Here is a 14,582-nt window from a genome sequence, read left to right as displayed (position 1 = left end):
CAGGCGCAAGACTCAGGTGTCAGTCACGGTTCGAGCACGGGTGGGAACCTGCTCGAAGCACCGATACCCGCCAGCCGTCGTCTCCCGATCCACACCTCACTGGTATCCGAATACTCACTCGCTCACCGGCATCCGGATTCTATGGTGCAAGTGTGCGGGCGCGGCATGGGAACCTGCGGTCCGGCTGTGTGCCGCAGCAGGCGCGGCGCGGGTCGCTGTCCATTGCTCGGAATGGTATGCGTGACAACGACTATCGGCCGATCGACCGCAGAGTCAGAGCCTGTCGATACCGACCGATCCCCGACGGACATGCACACCGACCAGTCGGCCGAGATCGGTGCGGCCAGGCGAATCGTGCAGCCGGGTTAAAGGTTTCCACGGTGGCGACGAAACGGCTCGAGGGCCTCGTCGCCGAGGTGGGGGCCTGAGACAGTGACGTCCGCGTCGCTGGCGCCGATAATGTCGGCGCACCGTAGAGCGAACCGCGGGTGTCCGCCGATAATTGCGGTGAAGTCGGGTTCGGCGGCGGCGAAGACGATCCGCGTGATGCCGGTCCACACAATCGCCGCGCTGCACATGGGGCATGGCTCGCCACTGGCGTAGATCGTGGCGCCGACCAGGTCGGTGGAGCGTCCGGTCTCGGTCGCCCCCGTGATGGCGGTGAGTTCGGCGTGTGCGGTGACCATGCCGGTCTCGGCAACCTGATTGCGTCCCGCGGCGATGACCGTGCCGTCGGCGGTCGCGATGACGGAACCGAACGGGCGGTTGCCACGCTGCCCCGCCTCCTCGGCGAGCGAGATCGCTTGCCGCAGAAAGTCATTGTCGGCACTGGTCATCGTGTCCCTCGATTCCGGTGATTTCGCCGGGCAGTCGGTGGCGCGGGGTGTAGATCGTCGGCGGTTTCCGCTGACGGGGCGCCCGAATCCATGATGCCGAACAGCGGTAATAGTGTCCAAGTTATAGATTCCATCGCAACAATTGATCGGGCCTATAGTGAGGCGATGGAGCTGCGCCACATCAGGTACCTGCTCGCAGTCGCCGACCACGGAAACTTCACCCGCGCGGCCGAATCGCTACACATCTCGCAGCCGACGCTTTCGCAGCAGATCAAGCAGCTCGAGCATGCGCTGGGCGTAGTGCTCTTGGACCGATCCGGCCGTACGGTGCGGCTGACCGACGTCGGCGAGGCGTACGCACACCACGCGCGGCTGGCCCTGCGGGATCTCGGCGCCGCTGAACGCGCGGTGCACGATGTGCAGGACTTGACTCGCGGACAGTTGCGGGTGGCCATCACCCCGACGTTCACCGCGTATCTCATCGGACCGCTCGTGCACCGGTTCCGTTCCGCACATCCCGGTATCACCATCACCGTCCAGGAGACGACCCAGGACTTGATGGAGGCAGACCTGGTCGCAGACCGGCTCGACCTCGGCATCGGGTTCATCGGCGCGCACGCCGCAGGTATCGACGCCACCGCCCTGTTCACCGAGACGCTCGTGCTGGTGGTCGGCCCGGGCCACCCGCTCGCGGCGACGGGTCCACTGCCGGCTCGCCAACTCGCCCGCGAGCCCCTAGGCCTGCTCAGCGTCAACTTCGCGACGCGGCTGCACATCGATGCGTACTTTGCCGAGTGTGAGATCGTGCCACACATTGCGGTAGAAGCGAATTCGATCAGCGCACTGCTCGAGTTCGTCCGCCGCGGTTCAGTCGCCACCGTGCTGCCCGACGCGATCACGCGCATGCATGCCCACCTGTATGCGGTGCCGCTGACCCCGCCGATGCCCACCCGCACCGTCGGGCTGTTACGGCGGAACACCGCGTACCACTCGGCTGCCGGTCGCGCGTTCACAGCGGTCGTCCACGATGTCGCGGAGGAGTACCGACACACCCATTGATGAAGCCAATGGTTGCGATGGAATACAAGTATTGGACTCTATAACACCAGGTCCTGCAGGCTGATTTCGTCAGCGCCGAGACCCGGCACACGCCCGGCACGGCGGCGCACTCGAAAGAAAGGCACGCACCATGGTGCACGCACAGTTCGACCCCGCGGCCCGGCAAGCGCTCGCCGCAGCCGCGTCGAGGCCAAGATCGCCGCGCGGCGACTTCCATCGTGGGGCGGGTCGGTGGAGTCCGGGAAGCGCGATCCGCCGCGACTCATCGGCGACATCAACCTGACCTGGCAGCAGATCGCCGACGCCGCCGGCTACTCGACCGCGTTCGTCACCGCCGCGATACTCGGCCGGCATCCGCTGCCGGAGCGGGCCGCCGTCGCCGCCGCTACCCTGCTCGGCCTCGATGACGAAGCGATCACGCAGCTGCAGACCACCCCGAGCCGCGGCTCAATCCCCGGCGGGATCCCCACCGACCCAACGATCTACCGCTTCTACGAGATGCTGCAGGTCTACGGCACCACCCTCGAGGCCCTTGTCCACGAACAGTTCGGCGACAGCATCATCAGCGCCATCAATTCAAGCTCGACGTGCGGAAGGTGCCCGACCCCGACGGCGGCGAACGCGCAGTGATCACCCTCGACGGCAAGTACCTGCCCACCAAGCCGTTCTGACCACCCCATCATCCAGCGGCAGCCGCGATTCGCCACACCCCCGCATCTATCGCCATCTCGCGACTGACAGGAAGTGCTCATGACAAGGAATGCGCTCGTGCAGAAAGTTGTACCCGCGGTCGTGGCTCTCGCCGCGGTCGGCCTGCTCGCCGCCTGCGGCAGCAGCAACAGCTCCAATTCGACCGCGATGTCCACTCACATCTCGTCCGCGGCGGCAGCGCCCTCGGCGACGCTGGCCGCCACCCCGTGGGAGACCACCGCCGCCAAGAACGCCCAGCGCGGATCAGTACCCCTGACCGATGACAGCGTCGAGAACTACGTCGGCTTCGCCTATTTCAGGCCGAACAGCACCTTCACCATGTTCAACCTCGACAATTCGCCGAAGATGCACGGCGACTGGTCGGTCTCTCCGGACGGCAAGACTCGCACCATTGTCGCGAAAAACGATGCGGGACAGGAACAATTCCGCCGAGTCGTCGACATCGTCACGCTCACCGACCAGGAATTCACCTACCGCGTCTACCCCGAGCCCGCCAACAAGGCCGTGTACTACGACATCATCCACACACCGACAACCCATCCGGAACCGGCCGAATAGCCCGGCATCCACCGGGCTGGTTCTACGTGCTGCGAAAAGCCCGGCAGCAACCAGAAGTGGGTGGTACAGACGGTGGGGCCTTCGCAACCGCTGCCGACCTGGACAAGTTCGTGCGCGCCTATGCCAGTCTGCTCGGTGAGCAGTTACGGGCCACGATGCTCATGCCGCGCTGCGCGGTACGTGACGGCGTCGAAGTCGGTTATGGCGCATTCCGCTACGGCGGAGGCCGATTCGGTCATACCGGCGAGGATCCCGGCTGCGACGTGATGACGAGCCGGGTGCGGAACACCTGGGCCACGGGCGGGCTACTTCGCGCCGATGCCGTCGCGGAGGAAGTCGCTGAGCTGCTCGCCGAACGGCTTGGCGATCTGGGTGTTGTAGTCGTTCCAGCCTTCTTGCTGTGCCTGCTGCAGGTAGTCGGGCAGCGGTCGGTGCAGTTCTTCGCTGACGGCTCGGTCGTGCAGCCGGCTCATCGCGTCGCGCAGGCTCCCGCCCGCCGCGGCGGTGTTGTCCAGTTCGAGGCGACCGTCGTGGGTCGAGTAGTCGTAGAGCTCGTACTCCTCCTCGCGCGACGGGTCGATCTTCGCGGAGCCCGGCACCCAGTGCGAGTAGCGGACGAACTTCGCGTCGGCGGTCCGGACGGCCACCACATGGCCGGGTGCGTCGCGGTCGAACAGCACCGCGGCTTCCTCGATGGAGTGTTCGTCGGTGGTGTGTACGATCCAGGGCCGTCCCGGCGCGCTCGAGTCGCGGCAGACCGCGGCGATATCGTGTCTGCTTGCCAGATGGGCGTAGCGCTCGTCGCCGCGCCAGCCGTTGCCGCCCGCGCCGATGGCCAGCAGCAGTGGAGCCAGGTCGATGCTGGAGGTCAGCTGGGTGCGAGTGCCGGCTGCCGGCGTGAGGTCACCGCGCGGGTCGTACACGAACAGCGGCACCCGGATGGCCTCGTCGTAGGCCCCGCCCCCCTTGCCGTGCAAGCCGTGCGAGCCGGCGTAGTCACCGTGATCGGAGGTGAACACCACCACGGTATTGGCCGCCACCTCCGGACGGGTCGCCAGTTCCGTCAGTACCCGGCCGATCTGGATGTCCACCTGCTGCTGAAACCACAGGTAGAGATTGAGCAGGTCGATCCACTCCTGGTCGGCGTCGGGCGTGCCGTACGGCGCGACGCCGAAGGTCGCCGCCGACACCTGCACCAAGGCCAGCTGCAGACGAGGCTTGCGCGAGAGTTGTTCGAGGGTCTCGTGATTGGCGGGCAGGGTGTCGATCCAGCGCGGAATGTTGTTGAACGCCAAGGTACGCCGGGTCCAGCGCGGCCACCATTGGACATCATGCGGGTTGACCAGCGACACCGTCGTACACCAGGGGCCTTGGCCCGCATCGGTATTGAACCAGTCGACGAACTGGTCGACGATCCGGCCGTCCATCTGCAGGCCCTGCTCGGGCGTGCCGTTGGGCGAAGGGTAGGTGCCGCCGTCGAAGCCGTGACGCTCCAACCCGCCCGGCGTCGTGTCGGCGTCGTGGCCCAAATGCCATTTGCCCCACCACGAGGTGCGGTAGCCCTGTTCGCGCAGCATCGAGCCCCAGGTCGGGAAGCTCGGCGACAGCTGCGAGGTCGAGGTCGACAGACAGCCGGTCTGATGTGAGTACAGGCCGGTCACCATCGCGCCCCGGGAGGGCGTGCAGTCGTTGGCGGCGGTGTAATGCTGTTCGAACGAGATCGACTTGGACCGCAATCCGGCGATGTTCGGAAGGATGGTGTCGAGCACGGGCTGGTCCGGGAACCACATGGGGGCCCGCATCTCGTCGACGATGACGACGAGAATATTCGGCTTGTCAGGGTGAATGTCCGTGCGCGGCCCGGCGGATGCGCTCGGGCTCCCGGTGGTCATGGCGGCAGTCGCCATGGCAGCGGTCGCCGCCGCTCCGCTACCGAAGAACCCACGCCTGCTGATCGACACTGTGTCCTACTGCCTTTCGGTCGGGTGCTGGGAAGAAGCGTCCATGAAGTGGTTCACCACCGACGCGAGCCGAGGACCGTTGTCTTCCTGCAGGAAATGTCCCGCGCCCTCGATCACCGTGTGCGGTTGACCGGACGCCCCGGGAATCTTGCGCTGGAAGATCTTCTCGCCGCCGGCTGTGATCGGGTCGCCATCGGAGAAGGCGGTGAGAAACGGTTTGTCGAAGCGGGCCAATTGCTCCCAGGCCTGACGGTTCGCCGCAGCGGCCGGGTCGTCGGGCCGGGTCGGGACCAGGAGGGGGAAGGCGCGGGCACCGGCCTTGTAGCTCTCATCGGGAAACGGGGCGTCGTATGCGGCCACAGCCTCGGGGGAAAGCTTTGCCCGGCAACCATTTTCGATAATGGCCCCGACCGGAAACCGCGGCGTCTCCTGCGAGAACCGCTGCCAAGCGAGAAAGGCATCACTCAGCGTTGCCGTTCCGTCGGGAAGTCCGGTGTTGGCCGCGACCACCCGGGCGAAGCTATCGGGATGTTCGGCGACCAGCCGCATCCCGATCAGACCGCCCCAGTCCTGGCAGACCAGCGTGATCGACGCGAGATCCAGGTGGTCGAAGAGCGCTTCTCGCAGCCATTCGACGTGGCGGGCATACGTGTAGTCAGCTCGGTCGACGGGCTTGTCGCTGCGGCCGAAGCCGATCAGATCCGGTGCGACACACCGCCGGCCCGCCGCGACGAGCACCGGAATCATGCTGCGGTACAGGAAACTCCAGGACGGCTCGCCGTGCAGCAGTACGACGACTTCGCCATTTCGCGGGCCTTCGTCGAGGTAGTGCATGCGCAGGCGGGTGTCGTCGCCGTCGTCGGCCACAACTTCGACATAGTGCGGCGCAAACGCAAAGTCGGGCAAGGCCGAGAACCGTTCCTCAGGCGTACGCAGTGCGTGCATAGTCCTGACCCTAAATGTTCTTGCATCATGAGTGCAACTATTGCCGCGGCTTGTTAGGATGAACCGCGATGGATGGACGCACCGCTCGGGCGGCAAGGAACCGTCAAGCGGTGCTCGATGCCGTGCTGGCGCTCACGGAAGAAGGCGATCTGCAACCGACCGCGCGGGCCGTTGCCGAGCGAGCCGGGGTCGCGACCAGGTCGGTGTTCCATCACTTCACCGATCTCGAGTCGATGTATGCCGCCGCCGCGCAGACGCAAATGCAGCGACATTGGTTTCCCCTGCTCCGTCCGGTGATCGGCGATCAGGGTCATCGCATCAAGACCCTGATCGAGCTGCGAGCCGAACTGTACGAGCGCATTTCGGGCACCCGCCGTGCCGCCGTGCTGCGCGAGCACGAATCCGCCGTCCTCGCCGAGCGTCTACAGGAAAGCCGCGCCGCCCTGCGCGCCCACCTGCGCGCCAACCTCCCCGAACTCGAGCGCCTCGACCGGCCCGCCCGCGAGGCCGCCTACGCCGCCGCTTCATGGGAGACCTGGGACGTATTCCGCCGCCATCAAGGCCTCTCCGCGGATGCCGCCCGAGCCGCCGTCGTCGCTACCCTCACCGCCCTGCTCGCACCCGCGCCGACCGTCATCGACGGAACCGCCGCGGTCATCGGCTGACCGTGGTGCGGACTCTTCGACACCAGAAACGCACGCGCAGAACAGGATCCGGGTCGCTGGATGGGCAGATAGGCCTGAATTGTCCAGGCGAAACTGTCGAGACCCATTCCACCGCCGAGCGGGGCCGGGCAGTCCAAGGCCGATCCTGTGTGCCCCATACCCGCATCGATCTGCGCCGCGGCTGCGGCGCAGATCGGGCTCGGTGCCGTCTAGGTGACCGAGTCGAGTGAGGAGAACACGACCACGTTGGATAGGTAACTCCTGGCGGTCTGGTCGAACTCGCCGCCGCAGGTGACGACCTGCAGGGTCGCTCCGCCGCGAGCACCGAACACGGTCTGATCGGGGAACTGGGTCTTCAGGTACATCCGCACGTCGGTGACCTTGAAATGCGCGGTTTTCCCGTCCGCGCGGGGCACGTCGATCATGTCACCCGGCTTGACCTTCTTCAGCTCGAAGAACACCCCGGCACCCTGGTAGGAGTCGACGTGGCCGAGGATGACCGCCGAGCCCTGCTCACCCGGCGCGGGCCCCCTCTGATACCAGGCGGCCTGCTGATAATCCGCGGGCACCTGCACCGAGCCATCGGAATTGAGGCCCACCGCGATCAACGACCCGGAGGCGTTGATCGAAGCGATCTTGAACGACACCGGAGTCGACCGACTTATCGGCGCCGCGGTCTGCACACCCGTCGGCGCGGGCGCAACACTCGTACTCGCGGTCGAGGGGGTGCCAGTAGACGACCCGCAGCCCGCGACCAGCGCCGCGGTGACCGCCAGTACGGCGACGAAAACGCCGAGCATTCTCCGGCGGGAGGTCAGCATGCACATGGCCTGGATGCCTGAGGTCGTCACTGTCGGCTCACTCCAGCCATGCCGCCGGCACCGGTGGCGGGCGCGCCCTTGGGGATCACGTATCCGCCGGGCGGGACCAGGTCGGTGACTGCCGGGCCACCGGGGATTCCCGTGGTCGCGCCCACGGGAATGGCCATGCCGTACACCGTGTCCGGGCCGGCCGCGCCCGCTCCAGCAGCGGCCAAGTCGATACCACCCAGCCCGCCAGCTTGTACACCGGCACCGGTGTTCAGGTTGCCACCGGCTTGCACGCCCGCTCCGAGATTGCCGTTGCCGCCGGCCTGCATACCGCCCTGTACCCCGCCACCGAGGTTCCCGTTCCCACCCGTCTGAACGTCACCACCAGCGTTCCCACCGACTTGCCCGCCGCCTCCGACATTGCCACCGGCTTGCACACCGCCACCGAGGTTTCCATTGCCGCCAGTTTGTACGTCACCGCCGCCGTTGCCGCCGACCTGGACGCCGAGGTTCCCGTTTCCACCCGTCTGAACGTCACCACCGGCGTTCCCGCCGACTTGCCCGCCGCCTCCGACATTGCCACCCGCTTGCACACCGCCACCGAGGTTCCCGTTGCCCCCGGCCTGTACGTCACCGCCGCCGTTGGCCCCGGCCTGGACGCCGCCACCGGTATTCCCGTTGCCGCCGACCTGCGGGCCACCTCCGGCGTTGCCTCCCAGTGTTACGCCGGCACTCGGCGCAACAGATCCACCGACGTTGCCGCCGAGCCCACCCCCGCCTTGCACATCCACACCCGTCCCGACGCCCCCACCGACACCGACTCCCCCACCGACACCGAGGTTTCCGGTTCCTGCGCCCGCCGTGCCTGCGCCGACGCTCGCCGAGGCGCCACCCCCGCCGCCGACCTCAGCTCCGAGATCGATGCCCGGAGCGGGAGTCGTTGTCGTCGTGGGGTCCGCAGCAGCCGACGATGCGCACACGATGACGGCGGCCGCGACGACCACCGCAGCCGAGAAAGTCCTTGCCGACATTGTTCAGTTCTCTTCCAGCAGTTGTTATTCGACAACCCGTCCGTCGGATGTATCGCGCCTTGTGTTACGGAAAATTGGCCAGAAATCTTTAATCGGCAGCCAATTCGGTCATAGCCGCCGTTCAAGCCACGTGCAGAGCAGTCAACTGAGACGTAACCGGGGGTATTCGAGACCGAACGTTCGGACAAGACCCTAAGACCGATTAGGGGCTGTCGAGAAATCCCCTGATCGCATCCCGACCAGCACGCGGCTGCACTTTTCGAGGCGATTGGTGAGTGACCGATCGAGGACGCCAACACCCCCGCCTTGGCGCTACCTGGCGCGACGCCGCGACACACCATGCCGGTTCGATAACGAAAGCGCGTTCGGCCCCGGGAGGGAAGCTGACGCGACGGGGCGTCGACGCCTGCTGGGAGAACGTGGCTGAACTGGCGGAGCACATGTCCTCCTCATGAGAGCACGCCTGGTCGCCGCTGCCGCATCGGCGCGTCCCCTCCCCACAGGGTCAGGCCACATACGCCAGGACGACGAAAACCCTTGTGATCAAACTGATTTCATCTCGTATTTCGGGAACAGACGCTCCCGCGCGCAGGTTGCCCCTGGCATGACTCTCGGAATTGCGCTGGCTGCCTCGAATTCGAGCAACTACGTCGATGAGATCGTGGCGCAGGCCCGCTCGGTCGCCGAGCTGGGTATCGCGTCGGTGTGGTTCGGACAGCGGATGGACTACGACTCCCCCGCCCTGGCCGCCATCGTGGGCCGGGAGGTGCCAAGCCTGCAGGTCGGTACCTCGGCCATCCCCGTGGTCGGGCGCCATCCCCTGCTGGTGTCCTCCCAGGCCCAGACCGCCCAAGCCGCGACGCACGGACGCTATCACCTGGGTCTGGCTGTCGGTTCGACACTCGCCGCTGGTGCGTTCGGCACAGCCTTCGATCGGCCCATCACCCGCTTACGCGAGTTCCTCACCGCGCTACGAGAATTGCTCGACACCGGCACCGCCGACTTCCACGGCGAACTGCTGACGGTCACACCACCGCTACCGACCGCGGTACCCGGGGCGCAACCACGCGTACCGGTGTTGGTGGCCGCGATGGGACCGCAAGCACTACACGTCACCGGCGAACTCGCCGACGGCACCCTGCCGTATCTGGCAGGCCCGAAAACCTTGAGCAACCACATCGTGCCGGTGATCACGAAGACCTCGGAAACCACCCCCCGCATCGTCGCCTTCGTCCCGGCAGTTGTCACCGCCGATGTCGAGGGCACCCGCGCGACGGCGGTGCAACAGCTGGCGTTCTACGAGCAGGTGCCGTCCTACCGCCGGGTCATCGAACTCGAAGGTGCCTCCCGGGCAGCGGAACTGGCACTCATCGGCGACGAGGAAACCATCGCCACCGGAATCCAGCGCTACTACGACGCAGGCGCCACCGAAGTCGTGCTCACCACCACAGATCTGGCCGGCACGCACGATCAGCAGCGCACCTGGGCGCTGGCCGGGGCACTCACGGCCGACCGGGCCAGCGCCACGACGGCCGCAACCCTGCCGGCGGGGTAGCACCACGCGATCCCGGCGCACCCGCGCACGGCGAGGAACCCGAGCAACTTCACGCAGTCATCACCGTGTCGGCGCTTCTTGCACTCTGGACTCATAAAGGAGGACAGCTTCACGAGCTTCGCCTGGCTGCGGAATCTCCTGGTAGAGCGTGGAACCAATGTTCTGAACAAGGTAGGTTCGCTTTGCCCATTCATATGCGTAGAGCGCCCTCTGCAGCCATCGTGAGGGACAATCTTGAAAGTAATCACTAATGCAATCACTTGGGTGGGGATCGTCCATCATCAGGGCTTCCATAGCCGCATGAAACCCGGCTCTGTTGATATCTATTTCGTGAGAATTCATGATCAATCCTTGGTTTGAATTAGTGTGAGACACCTCCGGCGATGGCGGCGATAGCAAGAGACAGCAACATTCGGATCGCATTTACCTATCCACTAGGAGCTCCGCCAGCAACCCGCGGTCCAGTTGCCGCAAGCCAGAGGACTGGATCGACGCGTTCGCCGTTCAGAGTCCGGGGGTGCGCGAACCGGCGAATGGTAGCGAAGGTCTCGTCGCGACAGTCCGGTTCGCAGAGGATCGGATCGCCAGTCGTACGCACCAGGAGACACGGCGGAAATAGATTCCGCGGCGGCCTGCGCCAGCATGGCCGGCGACCGGCCCGTCCATACCGGATCACCTTTCGGATCCCTGGTCAGTCGCTGCCACGTGAACACCTTGCCCACGGTCATCTCCGAACCTCCCGCAGGACCTCCTCGGCCGTCGGATGGTTCAGCACCCCCGCTTCGTCGTCAAAGCGATACTTGCCCCAGTTCGTCGGCGAACCCCGCAGCGAGTCCATAAGGGCTGGCTCGGCCATCGCGCATCCTTCCGTGCACCCGGGGTGTGAACATTCACCGTACGTTCGATAGGTAGCTGTTCAGTTGGTGACCATCGTCACTGCATTTCGTAAGGATGTCAAGCCGTCAGCTGGCACTTCTGCAATTCGATCAACAAAGGTGATGTAGGGTGTTCAGTATGACTGAACAGGAGATCGCGCGTAAGGGTTCGGTCGACACCGGTGCGGGTCGTCTGGTGCGCCAGGCTCGAACGGCGGCTGGAGTCTCGCTGCGCGAACTGGCGCGCAACATCGGCGTCAGCGCCGGGACCCTCAGTGCCATCGAGAACGGCAAAACACCACTGACCGTCGGCCGGCTCGACCGGATCGCTGCCGAACTCGGCGTCTCCACCGTCGACATTCTCGCCACCCGGCTACCATGGGCGGCCGACGCTACCGGCACATCACCCGCCCGGTCGGCCGGTGACGGGCAAACATGGCGCACTTTTGAGCCCCTGGTACTCGATCCTGCTCTCCACGCAGCGATCGCAGCATTCATGCAAACCGGTTACCACGGCGCGACGATGAGGAGCATCGCGGCCACCGCCGGTATGAGCGTCGCCGGTGTCTACCACTATTACCCGAGTAAACAAGACCTGCTCGTCGCCATATTCGACCTCGGAATGTCCGAACTGCTTTGGCGAATCCCCGCGGCCCGCGATGACGGCGTCACCGCGGTCGAACGATTCGCCAAAATGGTCGAAGCCCTCGCGCTGTTCCACGCGTACCGTGGTGACCTCGCGTTCATCGGCGCCAGCGAAATGCGCAGCTTCGACGAACCCAACCGCTCCCGAGTCGCTACTCAGCGCATAGACATTCAGCGAATGATCGACGACGAAGTTGCCGCCGGCATCCGGGCAGGCGAGTTCACCACCCCCTACCCACGCGAGGCCGCCCGCGCTGTCGCCACTATGTGCACTTCTCTGCCGCAGTGGTTCCGCCCTGTCGGCCCCATCTCTCGAGAACAAATCGCCGTCGAATACGCGCAATTCGCCGTCGACATCATGCGCGGACACACAACCGGAGCCGTCATGGCCCAGGCTCCCTCCGGGAAAGTGTCGGGATGACAACGGCGGATCTCGACCGCCCCCGAGTAGCCGAACCTGACCGTTAGGCGACTGATTTCAGAGACACTCGACGACAGTGCACACCGTGACCCAGCCCAAGGAGCGTGGCATCGATCTGGTCGGGCCGGGCGACGTGCCACATCGTCGAGGTCCTGTCGCTGAAATCCGGCGCCAACTTCCATCCGAGAGCATCAAATCCAGCGGCGCGGCAACATTTTTCGAATACAGCTGCGATGCGTGCTCGGGCATGGTCGCCGGCAGTTCAATGGCGAGGCGATGGTGACGCCGTGTCGCACAATGGTTCTGCCGGGTGCGGTGAGTTCGCAGTTGCCGCCGGTCTCGTCGGTCATGCCCATGATCACCGAACCGGGCTGCGTACCCTCCACCGCGGCGGTGACCAGTGGCGGCGCAGGGCGGCCCGGCGCGAGCGCAGTGGTGATGACCACGAGGCCGCCGCTACGCTCGACAACCGGCCGGGCAGTCACACCAACAAGTCTCCGGACTCACCCGGCGGATTCACACTCCGGGTTGGACAGCGTGCTGGATGGGCTCGATGCGCGCCGAAATACTCGGCTCTTCCTGGGTGGGTGTGGGCTACCACAATCGAACCGCCGTATCGGCTACGGTTCACGTCGCACCAACCTGCGTGATCCCTCATGTCGAGAGGTGAAGTCTGTTGTCGGTGAACCTGTTCTGGCGTTGGATGTCTGTAGTGGCGGTGCCCCTGCTGATGACTGCGCCGGCGTACAGCCAGGCGGGCCCGGTGGACGACACGCACCCGATCGGGTTGGACCGGTTCTATCACCAGCGGCTCGAGTGGAAGCCTTGCGGCGTCGAGAATGTCGACAGGGCCGGTGGCGAGTGCGCTGATGTACTGGTGCCCCTCGACTACGAGAAACCCGACGATCGAACGATAACCGTGGCGATTTCGCGGGTGAAGGCCGGCGATCCGGGGCAGCGGCGGGGAATTCTGCTGTCCAATCCGGGCGGCCCCGGTGCGGAGGGGCTGGACAGTCTGGATCTGCTCGGTGATGTGCTCTCGACGGAGGTCTTGGCGAGTTACGACCTGATCGGCATGGATCCACGCGGGGTCGGCGAATCCGGTCGGAGTCCGCGGTGCGGGTGGCCGGTAGGCGAGATGATTCGGTCGGCGGGTCTGGATCCGCTGGGATTCGTGCACGACACCGTTCAGTCCGCGGGGATGGCCGCGACCTGCCTGATTCGTGATCCGAACAAGCTGAGGCAGTTCACCACTCGCAACACCGCACGTGACATGGACGTTGTGCGAGGCGCCCTGGGTGAGGAGAAGGTCAACTTCTACGGCGTGTCCTATGGCACCTACCTCGGTGCCGTGTTCACGCAGATGTTCCCCGACAGGAGTGACCGCGTTGTGCTCGATAGCTCGATCGACCCGGATCGGTATTGGGAGGGCTTGGTTCAGGATTGGGGTCCGGCAGACGAGATCGCGCTGGACGACTGGGCCGGCTGGGTTTCCGGTCGGGATGACGAGTTCCGGCTCGGTGCGACTCCGCAGCAGGTGCGAGCGAAGATCGAGGAGCTCGTTCGTATCGCCGCACGCCAACCCATTGTCATCGATGGGTTTGCCATTGACGACCACTGGCTTCCGTTCATCCTGCACGGATTGCTGATGAACTTCCGGCTGAACGAAGCGATGGCCGCTACCGTGCGGGAGATCGCCGATGCTGCGGGCGGTCCGCCCACTACATCGCGAACACCCCGGCTTCACGCCATCGTGGAGGCGCTGCGCGACAACGAGAACTCGGTGCTTGCGCAGATCGCCTGCGGCGATGTCGGGGCGCCGATTGATCCGACCTGGTACTGGCGCAACATCGAAGAGACCCGCACCACACAGCCGGTGTTCGGCGCGCTGGCGAACAACATCCAGCCGTGCGCCTTGTGGCCTCGGCCGGTCGAGCCTGCGACTATCGTCCGGAATTCGGTGCCCGCGCTCATCTTGCAGGCGACGGGAGATCCTCGAACTCCTTATGCCCACGGCGTCCGATTGCATCAGGACATGTCCGAGTCACGGATGGTGACGCTGCAGGATGTCCGTATCCACATGACATTCCGGCCCGAACTGAGCACCTGCGTGAACAACGCGATCAACACATACTTCAGCGTGGGGACCATGCCGGATACAGACATCACCTGCTACGCGGATGCAGAGGCCGCAAACCGGACTCGCGCCGCTTCCATGCCGGACACCACCTGAGCCGTCTCATTGAACTGGGCGAATGATCTTATCGGATCTGGCCGTTTTGGCTGTTTTCCAGCCGCTCACGGCCTGCAGACGCCTGGGTGATCAGACGGGAAGGGCCTGCTCCGGTTGGTCCACACCCACGAGAACCGTTCGGCAGCTTGCTGTTTCCACCACCGTCTCGCGGCTCGGATCACTACCGGGCGCGGTGCACACGAAGCCCCATGCGGTAAGTGCCATGTGCGGTCTCCGGTCCTGTGCGGCGACACCTCATCTCGAGGCCCGTCCGGTGT

At 65.3% G+C, this 14,582-nt stretch carries 14 protein-coding genes and 1 pseudogene; 7 read left to right on the top strand and 8 right to left on the bottom strand.

All coding sequences use genetic code 11. From position 1 onward, the window contains the following. Positions 1 to 365 precede the first annotated feature (365 nt). Positions 366 to 836 carry a nucleoside deaminase gene (locus tag ACQPYR_RS18140; protein ID WP_433633683.1) on the bottom strand — a complete coding sequence of 157 codons (471 nt, stop codon included), beginning with the start codon at positions 834 to 836 and terminating at the stop codon, positions 366 to 368. Between the two features lie 165 nt (positions 837 to 1,001). On the opposite strand from ACQPYR_RS18140, the gene cynR reads away from it, so the two are divergent. The 3 genes from cynR (at position 1,002) to ACQPYR_RS18125 (ending at position 3,164) form a co-directional block, all read left to right on the top strand. After that, the gene (gene cynR, locus ACQPYR_RS18135; protein ID WP_433633681.1) at positions 1,002 to 1,895 is read left to right on the top strand and encodes a transcriptional regulator CynR; all 894 of its coding nucleotides are present in this window, start codon (positions 1,002 to 1,004) and stop codon (positions 1,893 to 1,895) included. Positions 1,896 to 2,126: 231 nt separating this feature from the next. Further along, positions 2,127 to 2,525 (top strand): cyanase, encoded by a 399-nt coding sequence (gene cynS / locus ACQPYR_RS18130; RefSeq protein WP_433633679.1) that lies wholly within the window; start codon positions 2,127 to 2,129, stop codon positions 2,523 to 2,525. Positions 2,526 to 2,645: 120 nt separating this feature from the next. After that, entirely contained in the window at positions 2,646 to 3,164 is a 519-nt protein-coding gene (locus ACQPYR_RS18125; protein ID WP_433633677.1) for a DUF4822 domain-containing protein, read from the top strand. 305 nt (positions 3,165 to 3,469) lie between these two features. Here the strand turns inward: ACQPYR_RS18125 and ACQPYR_RS18120 are convergent, their stop codons facing one another. Together ACQPYR_RS18120 and ACQPYR_RS18115 are read right to left on the bottom strand one after the other, a co-directional pair. Continuing rightward, complete coding sequence (locus ACQPYR_RS18120; RefSeq protein ID WP_433635176.1) at positions 3,470 to 5,071, bottom strand: sulfatase-like hydrolase/transferase; 1,602 nt, start codon at positions 5,069 to 5,071, stop codon at positions 3,470 to 3,472. Positions 5,072 to 5,131: 60 nt separating this feature from the next. Next, complete coding sequence (locus ACQPYR_RS18115; protein ID WP_433633675.1) at positions 5,132 to 6,070, bottom strand: haloalkane dehalogenase; 939 nt, start codon at positions 6,068 to 6,070, stop codon at positions 5,132 to 5,134. A 68-nt stretch (positions 6,071 to 6,138) separates the two neighbouring features. Between ACQPYR_RS18115 and ACQPYR_RS18110 the strand changes: the two genes are divergently transcribed. Then, positions 6,139 to 6,735 (top strand): TetR family transcriptional regulator, encoded by a 597-nt coding sequence (locus ACQPYR_RS18110; protein WP_433633673.1) that lies wholly within the window; start codon positions 6,139 to 6,141, stop codon positions 6,733 to 6,735. Between the two features lie 209 nt (positions 6,736 to 6,944). Here ACQPYR_RS18110 and ACQPYR_RS18105 read toward each other — a convergent pair whose 3' ends face one another. Then, positions 6,945 to 7,586 (bottom strand): class F sortase, encoded by a 642-nt coding sequence (locus ACQPYR_RS18105; RefSeq protein WP_433633671.1) that lies wholly within the window; start codon positions 7,584 to 7,586, stop codon positions 6,945 to 6,947. After that, entirely contained in the window at positions 7,583 to 8,575 is a 993-nt protein-coding gene (locus ACQPYR_RS18100) for a hypothetical protein (RefSeq protein ID WP_433633669.1), read from the bottom strand. The genes ACQPYR_RS18105 and ACQPYR_RS18100 overlap by 4 nt, the downstream gene beginning before the upstream one ends. A gap of 604 nt (positions 8,576 to 9,179) precedes the next feature. Between ACQPYR_RS18100 and ACQPYR_RS18095 the strand changes: the two genes are divergently transcribed. Then, positions 9,180 to 10,130, top strand: coding sequence for a TIGR03564 family F420-dependent LLM class oxidoreductase (locus ACQPYR_RS18095; protein WP_433633667.1), 951 nt, complete (start codon positions 9,180 to 9,182; stop codon positions 10,128 to 10,130). Positions 10,131 to 10,190: 60 nt separating this feature from the next. Here the strand turns inward: ACQPYR_RS18095 and ACQPYR_RS18090 are convergent, their stop codons facing one another. Next, positions 10,191 to 10,472 (bottom strand): hypothetical protein, encoded by a 282-nt coding sequence (locus tag ACQPYR_RS18090; protein WP_433633666.1) that lies wholly within the window; start codon positions 10,470 to 10,472, stop codon positions 10,191 to 10,193. 382 nt (positions 10,473 to 10,854) lie between these two features. Continuing rightward, complete coding sequence (locus ACQPYR_RS18085; RefSeq protein WP_433633665.1) at positions 10,855 to 10,986, bottom strand: hypothetical protein; 132 nt, start codon at positions 10,984 to 10,986, stop codon at positions 10,855 to 10,857. 158 nt (positions 10,987 to 11,144) lie between these two features. Here ACQPYR_RS18085 and ACQPYR_RS18080 point away from each other — a divergent pair, with 158 nt between their 5' ends. Further along, on the top strand, positions 11,145 to 12,071 hold the full coding sequence (locus ACQPYR_RS18080; RefSeq protein ID WP_433633663.1) for a TetR family transcriptional regulator: 927 nt from the start codon (positions 11,145 to 11,147) through the stop codon (positions 12,069 to 12,071). A 43-nt stretch (positions 12,072 to 12,114) separates the two neighbouring features. Here the strand turns inward: ACQPYR_RS18080 and ACQPYR_RS18075 are convergent. Next, positions 12,115 to 12,517 (bottom strand): annotated as a pseudogene (locus ACQPYR_RS18075) (hypothetical protein); the annotation flags it as partial. Between the two features lie 284 nt (positions 12,518 to 12,801). Here ACQPYR_RS18075 and ACQPYR_RS18070 point away from each other — a divergent pair. After that, positions 12,802 to 14,304, top strand: a complete 1,503-nt coding sequence (locus ACQPYR_RS18070) for an alpha/beta fold hydrolase (protein WP_433633661.1) — start codon at positions 12,802 to 12,804, stop codon at positions 14,302 to 14,304. Positions 14,305 to 14,582: the final 278 nt, after the last annotated feature.

Origin of the sequence: Nocardia sp. CA-120079 (assembly GCF_050955745.1) — a bacterium.
GTDB lineage: Bacteria > Actinomycetota > Actinomycetes > Mycobacteriales > Mycobacteriaceae > Nocardia.
This window is presented reverse-complemented; position numbering and strand designations above follow the sequence as displayed.